The organism is Arthrobacter stackebrandtii (assembly GCF_017876675.1).
In the GTDB taxonomy this organism is placed as follows: Bacteria; Actinomycetota; Actinomycetes; order Actinomycetales; family Micrococcaceae; genus Specibacter; species Specibacter stackebrandtii.
Window position 1 is genome coordinate 3,491,384 of sequence record NZ_JAGIOI010000001.1, and the last position, 15,598, is coordinate 3,506,981.

Sequence of the window (15,598 nt, forward strand, 5' to 3'; positions counted from 1 at the left end):
GCGGCCGTTCCTGGCCTAAACGTTAGCCTATTAGACTGCGAGATGGCGCGGCAGGGTCAGGTAGCCTGATCCTCTTCTTTCTTCCTCTCTTCACCGAACGCTTGCAGCACCTCCGTGTTGTCCGGCACCTCGTGCGTTTTCTGCACATAGTGCTTGCTGGTGATTTTTTCATTTGAGTGGCCCAGCTGGGCTGTAGCGGCGGCGATGCCCTGGGTGTTGGCGAGGATTGTGCCGACTGACTTGCGGAATGTGTGCGGGGTGACCCAGTCGTAGCCCAATGATTCTCGGCATTCACGCCATTGCTTGCGGAAGCCGTTCGGGTCGCGGATGGTCAGGACTGTTGACGGGAAGACTAGGCCAAGGTCGTTTTGGAGCACGGTGTTGGCTTGGCGCCGGCGCATCATTTCCACGGCAAATGTCGGCAGGAAGTACCTTTGCCGAGAGTTCGAACTCTTTGGATGGTCCTGGATTCTCAAGCCGTGCGCACCTTTGACCTTGATGACGGTCCCGTTGATCGTCACCGTCGGCTTCTCCGCTTCGAGGTCCACATCGGTCCAACTAATCGCAAGGGCTTCGCCGATACGGGCACCGGTGGCCAACATGATGTCCACGACGTCGAGGATGTCCTTCTCATGCAGCCCGTTGGGGCGCCCGGTCGGCTGCTGCCACGCATACACGCCCTTGCGCAATGCGATGACTTCCTCCAGGGTCAGGGCTCCAGGCCTCCGGACATGGTCAGTGCGCGGTTTTTGTAGTTTGTTGAATTGCCGCGGTTCTTACTGCGGCTGAGGCTGTTAATTTCACGCCTGTTGTGAGATAATAAAGGCGTGATGATTTCTTGTGTGGGTGGGTGAAACAATGGTTTCAATGACTACCCAAACCGCCCTTCCCGTACTTCCGGACCTTGGCGCTGTGCTCATGGGCGAGCGTGCGGCCCTGCTGGAAAACGCCTCTGGTGGCAAGGTCTTCATTAACGGGCAGCTGGCCTATGTGTGGGGTGCGGGCCAGGACGGTCTGCGCCGGTTGGCGGCCTCTCAACTGGTCGATACCGGTGCCGCCCAGGTCAACGAGGTCGCCGCAGCTTTCGGCGTCAACACGGAGTCGTTGCGGCGCTGGCGCAAGTCCCTTGAAGGCACTGGCCTGATGGGCCTGGCACCGGTAAAGAAGGGACCCAAACGCCCCTCCCTGCTCACGGAAGCCAAAGCAGCAGAAATTCGTGCTATTCGTGCCGGCGGTTTGAGCCTGCGGGCCACCGCTGAAGCGACGGGGGTTTCCACCGACACGGTCCGGCGCGCCATGGCCATGACCACCACGGCAGAAGCACCGACCACTGATGCTGCCCACGATTCTCTGGTACCCCTTGAAGCAGCGGGGCAGCGTGCACTGCCGCTCTTACCAGCCCCGGTGGCCCGCGATGCCGAGCGGGCCGCTGCCGGCCTGCTCGAGGCTGCAGCGCCTTTGTTTGCCCCGGCCGCCAACGTTCGCCACGCCGGCTTGTTCCTGGCCTTCCCCGCACTGGAATCCACCGGTCTGATCAGCTGTGCGAAAGAGGTGTACGGGGCGTTGCCGAATGGTTTCTACGGCCTCGAGACCGTCCTGATTGATAGCGTGCTGCGAGCACTGGCCGGGGAATCTAGGGCTGAGGGCGCGACGCGCTTTGACCCGGGTGAGCTCGGGCGGGTGTTGGGGTTGGATCGGGCCCCGGAAGTAAAAACCATCCGCCGCCGGATCAGCCAACTCGCCGAAACCGGCAAGGCCGGGGAACTGATTGCCGCCCTGGCCAAACACCATCTGACAGGCACCGGGCCTGGCGGGGAGGACCTGGCTGCGGTGCTTTATGTTGACGGGCACGTGCGCGCCTATCAAGGCACGAAAAAGATTGGGAAGATCTACTCCACGAGGCTCAAGTTCCCAGTCCCGGCGACCGAAGAAACCTGGGTCACCGACGCCCATGGTTCACCGGTCTTCGTTGTCATGGCCGCACCCGGCGCGTCCCTGGCCGCCGAACTGCGCGACCTCCTGCCCGAGCTGCGCACAGCCGTTGGGGATGACCGGCGCGTGTTGGTCGGCTTCGACCGCGGCGGCTGGTCACCGGCATTGTTCAAGCACATGGACTCAGCCGGTTTTGATGTGTTGACCTGGCGCAAAGGCGTTACGGAGGACATCAGCGAAGATCTCTTCACAGAGGTCACGCACACCGACGACCACGGGCAGAGACGCAAATGGTCGGTGGCGGACACGCTCGTTGATCTGCCCCTGGCAACGACCAAGACCAGCGGTGAAGTCTTCACGATCCGGCAGATCAGCAGGGTCGTGGGCACCACCGGTGACGGGAGCAGGCAAATCCATATCCTCACCACCGACCGGACCATGAGTGCCGGGGAGGTTGTGTATCGCATGGGCAATAGGTGGAGGCAGGAAAATCAGTTCCGCTACGCCCGGATGCACTTCGATCTTGACTCCCACGATTCCTACACCAGCACCGGTGACGATGAGGAGCGGATGGTGCCGAACCCTGCCAAGGCCAAGGCGTACCAAAAAGTCGTTGCCGCCCGGAATGCTCATGCCGAGGCCGCTGCGATCGCCGAGACGAACCTGATGGCGCTGAAAACCCCGGCAGAAGGCTCCACGGAACTGGCTGTCACGGTCACCAGCGCCATGCACAACCAGGCCATGGCACCGCTCTGGGAAGCAGAAACGGCGCTGATCGCGGCCGAGAAGGCTCACAAAGCCATTCCGGCAAAACTCCGTCTCGGGGAACTGAACCCGGGCCAGCAAGTCCTGGATACCGAGGTCAAGCTCATCCATACCGGCATCCGCATGGCCGCCTACAACACCGCGATGACCATCGCCCGCGAGATCCGCACCAACACCGGCTACCGGCGCGCCAGCCAGGAAGCCCACGCCCTCATGCGTCAGATATTCAACCAGCCCGGCGACATCGACACCACCAAGCCCGGCCTCCTCACCATCACCCTGGACCCGCTACCCACCAAGGCCAAAACCGCGGCCGCCGCCCAACTATGCGAGCACCTAAACAGCGCCGAAACTCGCTACCCCAGCACCGAGCTCATCCTGCGCTACAAAATCAAGAACACCACCTAGCACCCCACAGCAATTACCTCACCATGACCGGAGCCCTGGGGCCCGGACTTCCTTGGTGACGATGGGGATCCTGGCAACCTCCCGCAGCGGGTTGGCGCTGATGGCGCCGTGCCGTGTGGCGAGGCTGAGCATCCCGGACAGGATGGTCTTGCACATCTTCGCCGTCGTGGCGCCGCTTTTGGTCCGGGTCGTCTTGAGGAACCTGTCGAGGGAGTTGACGTTGGCTTCCCTGATGGTCAGTTCGCCGGTGCCGGGCAGGATGTAGGTGTCCAGGAGCTCCCGATACCTTTTGCTCGTGTTGGCGGCCCTGCCGAGGTCTTCAAACTCCGCCCACCAGATCTTTGAAAGCTCCCGCAGCTGCATCTCCGGCCTGATCTCATCTTCATTGACCGGGACCAGCAGCGTGAGCTTGTGAATGAGGGCCGCCTCGGCCTTTGGCCCGGTCGGCCCCCACGCTTCGTAGCGGCGGACGACGCCGTCGAAGGACCGGAACTTGGCGCGGGCACGCCAAATTTTCGGCTTGAGTTGCATGCGGGTGACCTTGCCCCACATGCCCAGCGGCAGGCGTGCTCTAGGCAAGGTGGTCTTCCGTCGTTGCGAGCCATTCGTTCAGGTCGGTGCGGCTGATGCGCAGGTGACGGCCAATCCTGTGGGCCCGCGGGCCGGCGTGCTTGGTGCGCCACTGATAGAACGTCTGCTCGGGGATCTGCAGTTCCCGGCAGATGTCCTTCGGGCTCAACCATTCCTCCCTGATCGGTGCCGTGGACGGGGCGGGGCTAGTTTGCTCACTCATGGGATTCTCCTTTTCAACTTGGCCTTACACCTATCCATGGTGAAAAAGCACCAGAACTACATGACCACCGTTGCCATATCGGAAGAACGACGGCGGTCACCTCACCCAATACCGTGGCGGGGCAAAGCAGTTCGGCCACTTGTCGCGCTTGATGTCGCAGACGAGAACGCGGTGCCACGCCAGCCACGGCCGGCGTGGCAGTCTCCTACGAACGCGGAGACTCCACCGGGCCCGTGGCCGGCCACCAAGCAATCAGGACCACACTGAAAATCGATGTTTCAGAAGTGAGGCACGCCTCCCGGCTGGGCACATCAGCCGGGGTTAGGAAAGGCAGGAAAAGAAAATGGCACCAGAATCCCAGTCAGCATCAACGGCAACCTCGTCGCCGATCCGGAACTCTGTTATGGGGGATCAGCAATCGCTCACGCGAAACTACGCGTCGCCGTCAGCCAGGGCTTCCCGGCAGCCGGCGGCATCTGGCGCGACGGCATCCCCGTCTTCCACAGCGTCTCTGCCTTCAGGAGGCTGGCCGAAACGTAGCACCATCCATGAAGAAGGGAGATCCAGGTCCTACGAGAAGGACTGCGCCAAGCTCGAAGCCCGCCACATCATCGCCGAAGTCGTCTGCCCAGACCTCAGATTCGGGACAACGTCATACGAGCGGACACCCAAACCAATCCGGATAGTCACCATGGGAAGCCAGGACCATGTCCAAACCGAGCCGCGGTTGACAAATAGTTCGGGGTGGGCGCCGACAATGCCAGCCACACCTCCATTGGCGGGAGGCACCAGCCCCAACGGACTGCAAATGTGATTCCGAAACGGGAAGTGGTGATTCGACTGACAGCAGCCAGAAAGAATATGCGTCGTCAACGTTAGCCGCCGCTACGGGCGGCGGACTCTTGGTGCATCGCAATACGGGAGTAGCTGGCCGCCTGCTTCAAGGATTGTTCTGAAGTGTCTTGTATGTAACCGCGGATGCTCTGATTCAGCCAGCGAGTTCCGAGACATAGTTACGAGAATTGCTGGTCGCGGACGAACTCGCACGACTCAGCGAAAATTCGATTACTCTGCCGCCGTAACGACAGCCGGCTTGATGAGGCGACTCTATCCCTAGGGTTGAAAGACGACATGAGCAACCACCGGCTGAACCCTACTAACGCGGCTGCTCCGCAGCTAATTGTTCGCTATGGTCGTTGCAGGAACGATCAGGCTATGGCAGTGTCAAAAGTCTGAACAAGATGCTCGAGCAAGGTGGGTCGGTATGAGTTCTAAGGTGGTCATGACGTACTCAGATGGGGATCGAGAGGAGCTCGATGAGTTCTTCGAGACAGAGAGCGAAGCCGAGGAGTTTGGGTTAGAGCAAGTTAGCAACTTCTACTCCGGCGGTGAAGTTCTCCATTTGTCGAATCCAGGTGATTACCCGGCGCCCCGTGAAGAAGTAGAGGCAGACTACGAGGTGTTCGAATTCGAGGACTAATTCTGTCGAAGACATACCCAGCCCTTCCCCACAGGAGCCGAGCGGCGGGCATGGCGGCATTTCTGCGTGCCCTTCCACTTCTATTACAAGCTAATCGACGACCCGTACCGCCACGCACGCTAATATGACATTTAGCGGCGCCGTGCCGAGACGTACGAGGCCCTTCGCGAGGTCAAGGGCCAGGGGAGGTTCATTTCGTGGCAAAGAACAAGCTGGATGGGGTCACCTTCAACAAGCTGATGGATGAGTTTGGTGAGGATGCCGCAGTGGAGACACTCAACGATGTCAACGAGGGGAAGATACGCGCTGAGACGATCGAGAAGTACCTCTACACAGACGAGACAAAGGAAGCTTACGCGGAGCGCCTACGCAACGAATAGCGTCTAGTTGCTTGATTGCGGGTGTGCCGATGTAGCCGAGTACCGCATTGCCTCCACGAGACGCGGACGTAGCGATGAGTTCGTCCGGGACGGCTTCCATCCATGCCCGTTGAACGTATCCGAATTTCTCCCAGCGGATGGTAATCCATGTACCTGTGGGGTCCAATGAGTGGATGTCCAGAACAGTGATTTCGGTAGTGACGCCGAGCTGGCTCTTGACGGTGGAGAAGTGTTCCCATTGTTGAACGGCGTGGGTGATCCACGCGTTGAAACGGCGGATTTTTGTGAACCAGATGGCTGCTGCAATGCTGGCCAACATGACAGCGGCAGCCACCAAAACCCAACCGACTAAGGCGGGCGCCTGCTGGGCCAGGAACAGCCGAATGGCGGTGGCGAGGAAGACACAGCTGATCGCGGTGAGAGTGACTGCCCAGCCGGAGGAGGTCTGGGGTTTGACCATCGGATTCGTTCGCATGACTCAACCTCTGCCTCTGCTCTGCTTTTACAGCGAGGGGCCGACAACGGGGGCTGGTGAATGGATGCCGGCCACAGGTTCGGGCGCCCGCGTTGCAGCCTGGTTGTTGGGCCGCATGGCGGTGATGCGGGCCTCGAGCCGGGCGCGCTGGTAGGAGTGGTCCCATTCCGTCGCGCTGGGTGCTGCCCCGAGGGGCAGCGCGGGGTTGTCGATGTCCCAGCGGTCGCGGAAGCCGGCGATGTCCCGCACGAGGGATTTCCACGCCTCGTCACTGGCTTGCAGGCCGGTTTGTGCGCGCAGGGGACCCATCCATGGTTCTTCGTTGGCGAAGGCGTGGACGGCCACCGCGGCCAGCCGCTGGGTGATCCGCTGTTGAACGTCGTCGAGCAGTTCACGGAGGTCTTCCCGGTCCGTCGGCACTGACACCGGCGCCATCGTGAGTGATGATGTGGCGGGGAACCGTCGTTGGATGGCTTGCAGGCGGGAGTTCACGACGGCGGCAACGTCGCGGGCGCCGACTGTTGGCTCCAGCCCGCCGGCCAGGGCATGTTCCGCGACGGGCCGGTTGGTGGTTGCGGTGCGTCTCCAGGCGGCGACCATGGCGCCCCAGGAGGGAGACGCCTGCATCTCAGGTACAAGGGCGGGGGAGTGGGTGTTGATGAGGTGGGTGACGTCGTCGGATGCAGCGATTTGGGCCAGGTAGTCGTGCTCGGCGAGCAGGCGGGAGAGAGAGTTGGCCTGGTTGCGCTGTTCCTCGCGGACCTCGTGGGCGGTGTGCTCGGCACCCTCAGTGGAGAGAATGCCTCCGAGGATTTCCCGCCCGTCCGGCAAAGAGGATGGGTCCACGCCGTGGTGGTCGCGGGGGTCGGGTTCACTGATGTAGGCGTGATTGCCGGCCTTCCCGCGGGTCATGGAGACGTAGAAGAGCTCCCGGGTGAGCCTGCCTTCGCTGACCAGGGTGTGGCCGGTGTCCACGGTGATGCCCTGGGAGCGGTGGGCCGTCGTGGCGTAGCCGAGTTCCACGGACTCGGCGAGATATCTGGTACCCAGGAGAATGCTTGCGCCGTTGTCCTGGCGGATCCCTGCGATGGAGCCATCCGGGTTGGGAGAGCCAAACACTGTGATGAGGGTGCCGTTGCGGATGAAGTCGCCGGTCTCATCCAGGAGGCGGCGGTCATTGCGCCGGGCCAGGACGGTGTCGCCGCTCCCCGCGTGGAGCCCGTCGCTGAGGTCCACGGTGGCCTCCGCATCTACGGCGCCTGTGCCGACGCGGTCGGCCTGGGCACGTTCATTGAGCATGGCCACGGTGTCATTGTCCGGGGCGATCAGGATCGAAGTCTTCCCGGTGCGGATGTCGGCGTCCCAGCAGTTGTAGGCGTCATCGACCATGGCGTCGTAGGTGCCGCTGCTGACGCGTTCATGGGCCGTGTACTCGGTGATGACATTGATGTCGCCTGTGCGCAGTTTCAGGGAGGCGCTGCGTTCCCATTCGTTGGTGAAGCGCCAGACCGTGCTGAGCCGTTCTGCGCAGCCTGTGCGGTCCAGCCAGCCCAGGACTCCGCCGGCGTCGATGGAGTCCAGCTGTGCCGGGTCGCCGACCAGCAGGAGCTTGGCCCCGGCACCCGTGGCCTGGTCCAGAAGGGCGGCGAGCTGGTAGGTGGAGACCATGGACGCCTCGTCGATGATGACCAGCTGGTTGGGCCGGAACTGCCACTGTGCCTGGGTCGCTGTGAGGGCGCTCATGCGCTGCGCAAGGCGCTCCAATACCTTCCTCGCCTGAGTGTCCTGTCGTGGGGATTGACAGGCTGCCTGGTACCTTTCTGCGGTTTCCATGTACTGTTCTGCCCTGATGGCTGCGCCCGGTCCGGTGGATTCGTAGAGCCACTTGCTCACGTTGTCCGTGGCCAGTCCGAGCTCATGGCCCAGGACGTCGGCCGAGGCCGCGGCGGGGGCCAGTCCCACCACGGTCCCGGCACCGAAGCAGTCTTCCCAGAGGGCCTTGACGGCGCTCATCGTGGTGGTCTTGCCCGTCCCGGCAGGGCCGACGACGGCGTCCAGCCGCTTCCCGCTGGCAAGCACAGTCTCGGCAGTCCTGCGTTGTTCGTCCTGCAAGTACTCGCCACGGGTGCTGCGGAACTCTTGCAGAGCGTCCTGGACGGTCGTGTGCTCGAGGTGTGGGCCGGCGTCGTGCGTGTGGGCGTTCATGATGGCTTCCTCGTTCGCCAGGGTGGAGACGTCGGTGAACAGGTGGGCGCTGTCCAGGTCAAAGACGCTGCGCCCGTGGAGCACCAAGTCGGGGGATGTGGTGGTGGGGATGCCGTAGCGGAACTCGTTGAGTGCGACGGACTGGGTCTCGGCGGAGGTGGCGATGGCGTCCATGAGGCGGATCCGGTCATCAGGCGTGGCGCAGCGGATTTCCAGGCACACCCGTTCTGCCTCGGCGATCAGGTTCCAGCGGTTCCAGGTGGCGCGGCGCCTGGCTACCAGGTCCTTGACCAGCCCGGCAGTGCTTTCAATCCAGGCAGTATCCGTGTCGGCGGTGGCGATCGGGTGGGTGCGGGAGCGGTTGATGGTCGCCGCCAGCACCGCCTCGGGGTCGAAGCCCTTGGCCTGGGCCCGGTCGCGCCACTGGCGGGTGCGGATGTTCAGGGGGACGACGTCGTGGTTCTTAGCGGTGCGAGTGGAGAGGGTTGCCTGTTGCCGGAGTTTGAGCTTGACGGCGTTGCTGGGTTCCCTCCCGTGGGTTTCGGACCAGTCGTGGATGAGCCTGTCTGCCTCGATGTCGATCAGCCGGGACCTGCTGGAGAACTCGCGGATGAGTGCATCGTCCACGCCGGAGAGTTCGAAACTGTAATTGTGGACGGCGCTGGTGGGCGTGCGGACTTCGGCCTCGGTTCCCAGATCCCGGCCGAGCTGGTCATAAAGCAGCCCGTTGTAGTGTTCGCTGGCAGCCACAGTCGCCTTGTAGAGGGTGCGTGAGTCAAGGGTGGTCCAGACACCGTCGCTGACGCGTTGGGCGCGGTTGGCGATGACGACGTGGGTGTGAAGCTGCGGGTCTCCGGAGCGGGACTCCCAGTGGTCGAACGCGGCCGCGATGGCGCCGTGGACGCCGACGTGGGCGACGCCGCCGTGTCCGGCGCGGGTGTGGATGGCGGAGGTCTCCAGCCAGGCGAGGGTGGCTTCCAGTGCCGCGTGGTGGGCTGCCATGACCTTGTCCTTGTACTCGTCGCTTCCCAGGGCCCAGAGCACGGAGACGGACTTGGGCACGCTGAAGGTCAGGTCGAAGCCGGCCACGGCAGCCCGGCGCACGGATTGGCCGTTGGCGCCGGTGACGGTGGAGGCCTGATTGGGTGTGCGGCCCAGGGATGTTCCCGTGGTGGGGTGTTCACCTCGCTCGAAGAGGGCTTTTGCGGCAGCGTCGGTGACGGTGTCGTGGGGAGTCATGCCGATGCCGGGCAGTCCTGCGCCGAGCCATTGCCTGGGCGGGTTGCTGGCGGCGGTGTAGTAACTGGTGAGGTCTCGGGTTTCGACGTCGGCATGGCTGGTGGTCTTCAGCAGGTATGAGACGCCGGCCTCGGTGGAGAGGCGGGCTATGGAGACGGTCATGACCTGCCCATTTCCGTGTTCCAGCCGCGGCGTGCAAAGATCGCCGCCGACGTCCTATCGAGCCGCGTGTTCGCGGCCCGATTCAAAACCAAGACCCGGGCAGCGAGTTCCTGCAGGTCCTTGACGGCCTGCTGTTCGCTGAGCTCACGCTGCTTATTCTCGTACCGCAAGTGCCGCATCGAACGTTGCAGTGCGTCGGCCTCCGACTGTGCTCGGGACGCTGCCTGGGCGCGTTGGTTGAGCTTTTCGTAGGCGGTGGCCAGCTTGTCTTCAAAGGACCGTGTCACGGTGGCAAGCTTGCGTCGCTCCGTGAGTTGGAGGTTTCGGATGGTCGCCTCATAGAGTGCGGTGAGCGCCGCCAACGACTCCTGAGTGTTGGCCTTGGACTGGCCAGCTTGGCCGGTCATCCGCAGCTCTTCATCCTGGAGGCTCCGCCGGTACTTTCGTTGCCGCTGGCGGTGGGCACACGCCGGCCGGCAGAAGAGCTGCCGGGGGCTGGCGGGTGTGAACGGGGTGTTGCATTCGGGGCATGTTCGCGTAGTCATACCTATCCATGGTGATTCAGCCGGTTTCAGGGCTCCGGTCATGGTCGGGGACAGGCATTTGAAGTTCGTTGATTTTCAGGGGTTTTGAGTGGCTGAAGGGCTGTTAATTTTGCCCGCGATACGATAAAATAGAGTTAGTGTTTTGTCGTCAATCGAGGGGTGAAATGATGGTTTTTATGACTGCTCAACTTCCCCTGCCTGTGACGATGGATCCTGTTGCCGTGTCGGTGGGCCTGGCGGTGTCCCTGGTGGAGAACGATCGTGGCGGGGAAGTCTATATTCGCGGGCAACTGTGTGACGTGTGGGACGCCGAAGACGCTGCTGCACGTCGCTGGGCGGCAGTGAAATTGGTGCGTTTGGGTGCGGCTTCGCAGGAGCAGGTCGCGGCAGCTTTCGGAGTTTCCTCGGTGGCGGTGTGGAAATGGGTCCAGCGGGCGGCCGTCGGTGGCATTGCTGCGTTGGTGTCGGAAAAGAAGGGCCCGAAGAAGGCTTCCCGACTTAGTGACACTGTCATCGCCCGGATCGTGGAACTGCGCAGCACTGGCCTGTCCCAGCAGGCTGTCGGCGACATGGTTGGCGTCTCGGAATTCAGTGTCCGCCGCGCCCTGAAAATCGCTGCCGAACAAACTGCCACAGAAACAGCAGCCCTCGAGCCAGAACCCCTGGAACCAGCACCAGCACCACAGCCTGAGCTGCCGCTCTTTCCAGCCCCGGCACCCCGCACTGCTGAGCGTGCCGCCGCCGGCCTGCTCGAGGCTGCAGCGCCTTTGTTTGCCCCGGCCGCCCATGTTCGCTATGCCGGACTGTTTCTGGCGTTCCCCGCACTGGAAACCACCGGACTACTCGCCTGCGCTAGGCAAGTGTACGGGGCGTTGCCGAATGGTTTCTACGGCCTGGAAACGATACTGATTGATAGTGTGCTGCGGGCACTAGCTGGGGAAGCCCGGGCCGAGGGCGCGACCCGCTTTGACCCGGAGGAACTTGGGCGGGTGTTGGGGTTGGATCGGGCCCCGGAAGTAAAAACCATCCGCCGCCGGATCAGCCAACTTGCCGAAACGGGCAAAGCCGGGGAACTGATCGCTGCCCTCGCCAAACACCACTTGTCAGGTACCGGTTCCGGTGGTGAGGACCTGGCGGCGATTCTTTATGTTGATGGGCATGTGCGCGCCTACCAGGGCACGAAGAAGATCGGGAAGATCTACTCCACACGGTTGAAGTTCCCGGTTCCGGCGACCGAGGAAACCTGGGTCACCGACGCGCACGGTGCCCCTGTCTTTGTCGTCATGGCCGCGCCCGGTGCGTCCCTGGCCGCCGAACTCCGCGACCTCCTGCCGGAACTGCGCACCACGGTCGGGGACGAGCGGCGGGTGCTGGTCGGCTTCGACCGCGGAGGATGGTCCCCCGCCTTGTTCAAGCACATGGATGCGGCTGGTTTTGATGTGCTGACTTGGCGCAAAGGCACCACCAAAGACATCGAAGAAAAGTTGTTCGCCCAGGTGTCCTACACCGACGAACACGGTGAAGAGAAGACTTGGTCGGTTGCTGACACGGTCGTTGACCTGCCCCTGAACACCACGAAGAAGACCGGTGAAGTCTTCAGTATCCGCCAGATTAGCCGGATCGTGGGCACCACCGGTGGTGGCACGAGGCAAATTCATATCCTCACCACTGACCGGACCATGAGCGCTGGGGAGGTCGTGTATCGGATGGGGAATCGGTGGCGGCAGGAAAACCAGTTCCGCTACGCGCGCATGCACTTCGCCCTCGACTCACACGACTCCTACACCAGCACCGATGACAACGAGGACCGTTTGGTGCCGGAACCGGCGAAGGCCCGCGCCTACCAAAAAGTTGTCGCCGCCCGGCGCCACCACGCAGAAGCAGCAGCCATAGCTGATCTGAACCTGTTGGCATTGAAAACCCCGACCGAGGGCACCGATGAAATCACGGTGACCAGTGCCATGCACAACCACGTCATGGCACCAGTATGGGAAGCAGAAAGTGCTTTGGTTGCTGCTGAGAATGTACATCAAAGCATTCCGGCGAAGATCCGCCTCGGTGACCTGAACCCGGGCCAACAAGTCCTGGATATCGAGGTGAAACTGATCCACACCGGGATCCGGATGGCCGCCTACAACACGGCGATGACGATCGCCAGAGAGATCCGTACCAACACTGGCTACCGGCGCGCGAACCAGGAAGCCCACGCCCTCATGCGTCAGATGTTCAATCAGCCCGGTGACGTGAATACCACCGACCCCGGCCATCTCACCATCACTCTGGACCCGCTACCGACCAAGGCCAAAACTGCGGCCGCCGCTCAGCTGTGCGAGCACCTCACCGCCACCGAAACCCGCTACCCCGGCACCAATCTCATCCTCAAATACGCCATCAAAACCAAGGCCTCGGCTCTCATCAAATAAATCGTGATGTCAGGAGCCCTGGGTTTACACCATGACCAAACGTCACATTGGCGTCACGCGGCCGTGACGGGCACCGCTTCGGTGCCAAAGGTGTGAAGGGCTTTTTGGTAGCGGAAACTACGCGGTAGTTGGGGGTACTTTTGCCATGGGAATTGGTCGTGGTGGGATCTGGCTGCGGTGGTGGGTTGGGGAGCTATCGGTGGGTTGGTGGGGGCGCAGGGGAGTGCCGCATGAGGTTTTCATGCGGCACTGGATCTCCAAGCTGGAGCGTGATTAGTGGATCGCTTGCTTGAGTCGCTCGATTTTGGTGGGGTTGAATCCTGACCATTGGTGGTGATCGCTGACCACGACGACGGGGGCCTGGGAGGTACGAAATCAGCTCAAGTAGTTGCGGGAACACTGTCCTGATAGATATTTGAGAAGATCCCTCTCAGCTCCTTCGTGACGTTCTCCGCATCATCACCGTGCACGTTCGTGAAGAGATCCAGGGATGTCGTATCGGCACAGAATCGGATGGCAGTAGAGACTTTGTCGCTGCTCGCGGAGGTTCCACAGTAGGCCTCGAGATCACCACGTCGCAGTACGTACGTGCCCTCGCATGCGAGGGAAGATACGACCTCATCGATCGCTTCTTTGATAGCGTCTGATGGCGGGTTCTTCAACAGTTCAAGCTTTGCGTCGCCGTGGCCGGTTTCAAACAGTTCGGTCAAGACTTCCTCGATACCCTGAGCAGAAGATTCTGTCTTATCGTCCCGCCATGTGGAGAGGTGTTGCTGAGCTACGATCCAGAGTTCCCGCGCAGATCGACTCTTGGCAATCGCCTTTGACTTCTTCCCGTTCGGCTCGCTGGGTCCCGTGATGCACTCTGAGACCAATTCCATAAGTTTCGCATGAGCGTCTTTGATCATCTGAGTAGATGTGAGTTGTGAGAAGCCGTTCGATAGTGCGTCGAGGTCCGTAATGACATGGATGGGGATGTCAAAGTAGCCAAAGAAGCGGCGGTATCGGGTGATATTCCCTTTGCCTTCAATTTTCACGAACATGATGTTTCGTTCCACGTCGTCCCACTTATCCGACAACAGCTTTGCTAGGTGCGGATACACAAAAGTATCGCTGTCCCCTTCCACGAGAACGACCCTCTGCGCAAAGAAGGCAGCTTCGTTGTTCTCGTGCCTGACTACTTGATATTCATCTCTAAGGCTCATCTCGAGATCGACTGGCTGCGCTGTAACACCTTGAGCTGTCTTATACAGTCGTGTGAACCCCTTCGTCCCAGGTTGAAAGAAACCGGGCGAGTGGGTTGTCACCAGTACCTGGTGGTCTTGAGAGAACGACATCAGCGCGTTCATGAGCTGTCGTTGCGCGCGCGGATGGAGATAAAGCTCCGGCTCTTCGAATAGCAGCAGGTACGAGCGCTTCGATTTCGGCCGCTCTTCCGTCTCACCTGATTCAGGAACTTCGCTTAGCCCAGTGTCCTTCATATTCGTGTAAGCCCGCAGCAGGGCGAATAGGACAGTGCGCTTGAGGCCGTCCCCCTTGGTGGCGACACTTCCCACATGTCCATCGTCAACTAAGAGATCCGCGCTTGCGAGAAGCATCGGTAGCGTCGGCGCCGGGATATCCATGCGAATCTTCACGCCAGGAAAGCTCAACGTAACGTAGTCCTCGATAATAGACTCGATGCGTTTAACCGCCGGGAGGCGTTTATCTGATGGATCACCGTGCTCGTCGAGTTGTCGGCTTAGCTTCTGGTGGACCTTCTTAAACTCTTTGTCGATGTCGTCGAACTGTCCCTGGACTTCGTCGAAGAGCATTCCTAGCAGCTTTGCGAAGGCAGAGGTGCCGGTGGATTTGGCCTCGACAGATGCATCTTTAACGGCTTCGATGTAAATTACTGAGGGAAAAAGTGGTTTTACAGCCGCTGCGATACCTGTTGGGAACGGTGCCGGCTGTTCCTCACATTTATCGTTAGGCACATCACTGATCAGTTTCTGCCAAGCATTGACAACGTCAGCCTTGGAGGGCTTGCTGGACAAGAGTGGTTCCAGCTCCGGCTTGAGCTCAATCGCGGCGTTTCGAAGCCCAACTCCAGTTGTCCCCTTGGTGGCCTCGTTTAGGACTTCGATGTCCCAGCCTGAGTCGATGGGTACCAGCTTGAGGTATTTGGACTCTGGCCTACCATTCGGTTCCTGCGTACGAACAATCTTGAGCGTCCCATCCGTGATGATTCCCGCAACTTTCGCGCGGTGCGTTTCGCCGACTCGTTGCAGATCGGTGTCGGTAATGCCAGTGAGATGCAGAGTTACTGTGACCGGCAAGCTCTTCTCTTTGAAGTCGCTGGCTTCAATTTTTCTGTCCTCGAGAGCGAACTGAACCGCATGAAGTATCGACGATTTGCCCGCATTGTTCTCTCCAATCAAGCATCCGAGCTGCGTTAGAGGCACCTCTGTCGATACGTGCGCTCGAAAATTTTCAACTCTTACGTAAGTTACTTTCATTGGTGTTCCTTATTTTGAGGTCAGGGGCGATCGTCAGCTATTGCTCTTGCCTGGGCGAACAGAACCGTCTGAGGTCGGTGAAAATGCCCATGGCAGTGCAAGGGAAACCAAGACTTGACTTACCGAAGCAGGCACGGCTCGATTCAAGAACTCGGTCACGTGTCAAAGTCTTGCACGAGGGTACGACATCACTATCCAACTTATAACGATGAGGATTTCTAGGCCGTGGTCATCATGTATACCGGGGACTCGCAATATGGATGAACTTGAATGCAGCATGCGTGAAGGATTTT

General features: G+C 60.8%; 10 protein-coding genes. 4 read left to right on the forward strand and 6 right to left on the reverse strand.

The features are described from left to right. Positions 1-56 precede the first annotated feature (56 nt). Entirely contained in the window at positions 57-689 is a 633-nt protein-coding gene (locus JOF48_RS15280) for a site-specific integrase (protein ID WP_209681990.1), read from the reverse strand. Between the two features lie 178 nt (positions 690-867). Between JOF48_RS15280 and JOF48_RS15285 the strand changes: the two genes are divergently transcribed. Next, on the forward strand, positions 868-3,105 hold the full coding sequence (locus tag JOF48_RS15285) for a putative transposase (RefSeq protein WP_209679124.1): 2,238 nt from the start codon (positions 868-870) through the stop codon (positions 3,103-3,105). An 18-nt stretch (positions 3,106-3,123) separates the two neighbouring features. Here the strand turns inward: JOF48_RS15285 and JOF48_RS15290 are convergent, their stop codons facing one another. Together JOF48_RS15290 and JOF48_RS15295 are read right to left on the reverse strand one after the other, a co-directional pair. Then, positions 3,124-3,684: a phage integrase central domain-containing protein gene (locus JOF48_RS15290; RefSeq protein WP_209681991.1), complete on the reverse strand. Its 561-nt coding sequence runs from the start codon at positions 3,682-3,684 to the stop codon at positions 3,124-3,126. Next, positions 3,677-3,898: a helix-turn-helix domain-containing protein gene (locus JOF48_RS15295; protein ID WP_209681993.1), complete on the reverse strand. Its 222-nt coding sequence runs from the start codon at positions 3,896-3,898 to the stop codon at positions 3,677-3,679. The genes JOF48_RS15290 and JOF48_RS15295 overlap by 8 nt, the downstream gene beginning before the upstream one ends. A 1,282-nt stretch (positions 3,899-5,180) precedes the next feature. Here JOF48_RS15295 and JOF48_RS15305 point away from each other — a divergent pair. Together JOF48_RS15305 and JOF48_RS15310 are read left to right on the forward strand one after the other, a co-directional pair. Continuing rightward, entirely contained in the window at positions 5,181-5,378 is a 198-nt protein-coding gene (locus JOF48_RS15305) for a hypothetical protein (RefSeq protein ID WP_209681995.1), read from the forward strand. Positions 5,379-5,575: 197 nt separating this feature from the next. Continuing rightward, on the forward strand, positions 5,576-5,758 hold the full coding sequence (locus JOF48_RS15310) for a hypothetical protein (protein ID WP_209681996.1): 183 nt from the start codon (positions 5,576-5,578) through the stop codon (positions 5,756-5,758). 502 nt (positions 5,759-6,260) lie between these two features. On the opposite strand, the gene mobF is transcribed toward JOF48_RS15310, so the two are convergent. Together mobF and JOF48_RS15320 are read right to left on the reverse strand one after the other, a co-directional pair. Continuing rightward, positions 6,261-9,839 carry a MobF family relaxase gene (mobF, locus tag JOF48_RS15315; RefSeq protein ID WP_209681998.1) on the reverse strand — a complete coding sequence of 1,193 codons (3,579 nt, stop codon included), beginning with the start codon at positions 9,837-9,839 and terminating at the stop codon, positions 6,261-6,263. Next, positions 9,836-10,384, reverse strand: coding sequence for a hypothetical protein (locus JOF48_RS15320; protein WP_209681999.1), 549 nt, complete (start codon positions 10,382-10,384; stop codon positions 9,836-9,838). The genes mobF and JOF48_RS15320 overlap by 4 nt, the downstream gene beginning before the upstream one ends. Before the next feature lie 176 nt (positions 10,385-10,560). On the opposite strand from JOF48_RS15320, the gene JOF48_RS15325 reads away from it, so the two are divergent. Further along, complete coding sequence (locus JOF48_RS15325) at positions 10,561-12,807, forward strand: helix-turn-helix domain-containing protein (protein ID WP_209682000.1); 2,247 nt, start codon at positions 10,561-10,563, stop codon at positions 12,805-12,807. A gap of 380 nt (positions 12,808-13,187) precedes the next feature. Here JOF48_RS15325 and JOF48_RS15330 read toward each other — a convergent pair whose 3' ends face one another. Continuing rightward, a complete protein-coding gene (locus JOF48_RS15330) occupies positions 13,188-15,305 on the reverse strand; it encodes an AAA family ATPase (RefSeq protein ID WP_209682002.1) in 2,118 nt (705 codons plus the stop codon). Positions 15,306-15,598: the final 293 nt, after the last annotated feature.

Excerpts from the sequence above, each read along its gene's own strand:
- JOF48_RS15320 (WP_209681999.1), bottom strand. The coding sequence starts at position 10,384 with ATGACTACGCGAACATGCCCCGAATGCAACACCCCGTTCACACCCGCC.
- JOF48_RS15295 (WP_209681993.1), bottom strand. The coding sequence starts at position 3,898 with ATGAGTGAGCAAACTAGCCCCGCCCCGTCCACGGCACCGATCAGGGAG.
- mobF (WP_209681998.1), bottom strand. The coding sequence starts at position 9,839 with ATGACCGTCTCCATAGCCCGCCTCTCCACCGAGGCCGGCGTCTCATAC.
- JOF48_RS15330 (WP_209682002.1), bottom strand. The coding sequence starts at position 15,305 with ATGAAAGTAACTTACGTAAGAGTTGAAAATTTTCGAGCGCACGTATCG.
- JOF48_RS15325 (WP_209682000.1), top strand. The coding sequence starts at position 10,561 with ATGACTGCTCAACTTCCCCTGCCTGTGACGATGGATCCTGTTGCCGTG.
- JOF48_RS15285 (WP_209679124.1), top strand. The coding sequence starts at position 868 with ATGACTACCCAAACCGCCCTTCCCGTACTTCCGGACCTTGGCGCTGTG.
- JOF48_RS15305 (WP_209681995.1), top strand. The coding sequence starts at position 5,181 with ATGACGTACTCAGATGGGGATCGAGAGGAGCTCGATGAGTTCTTCGAG.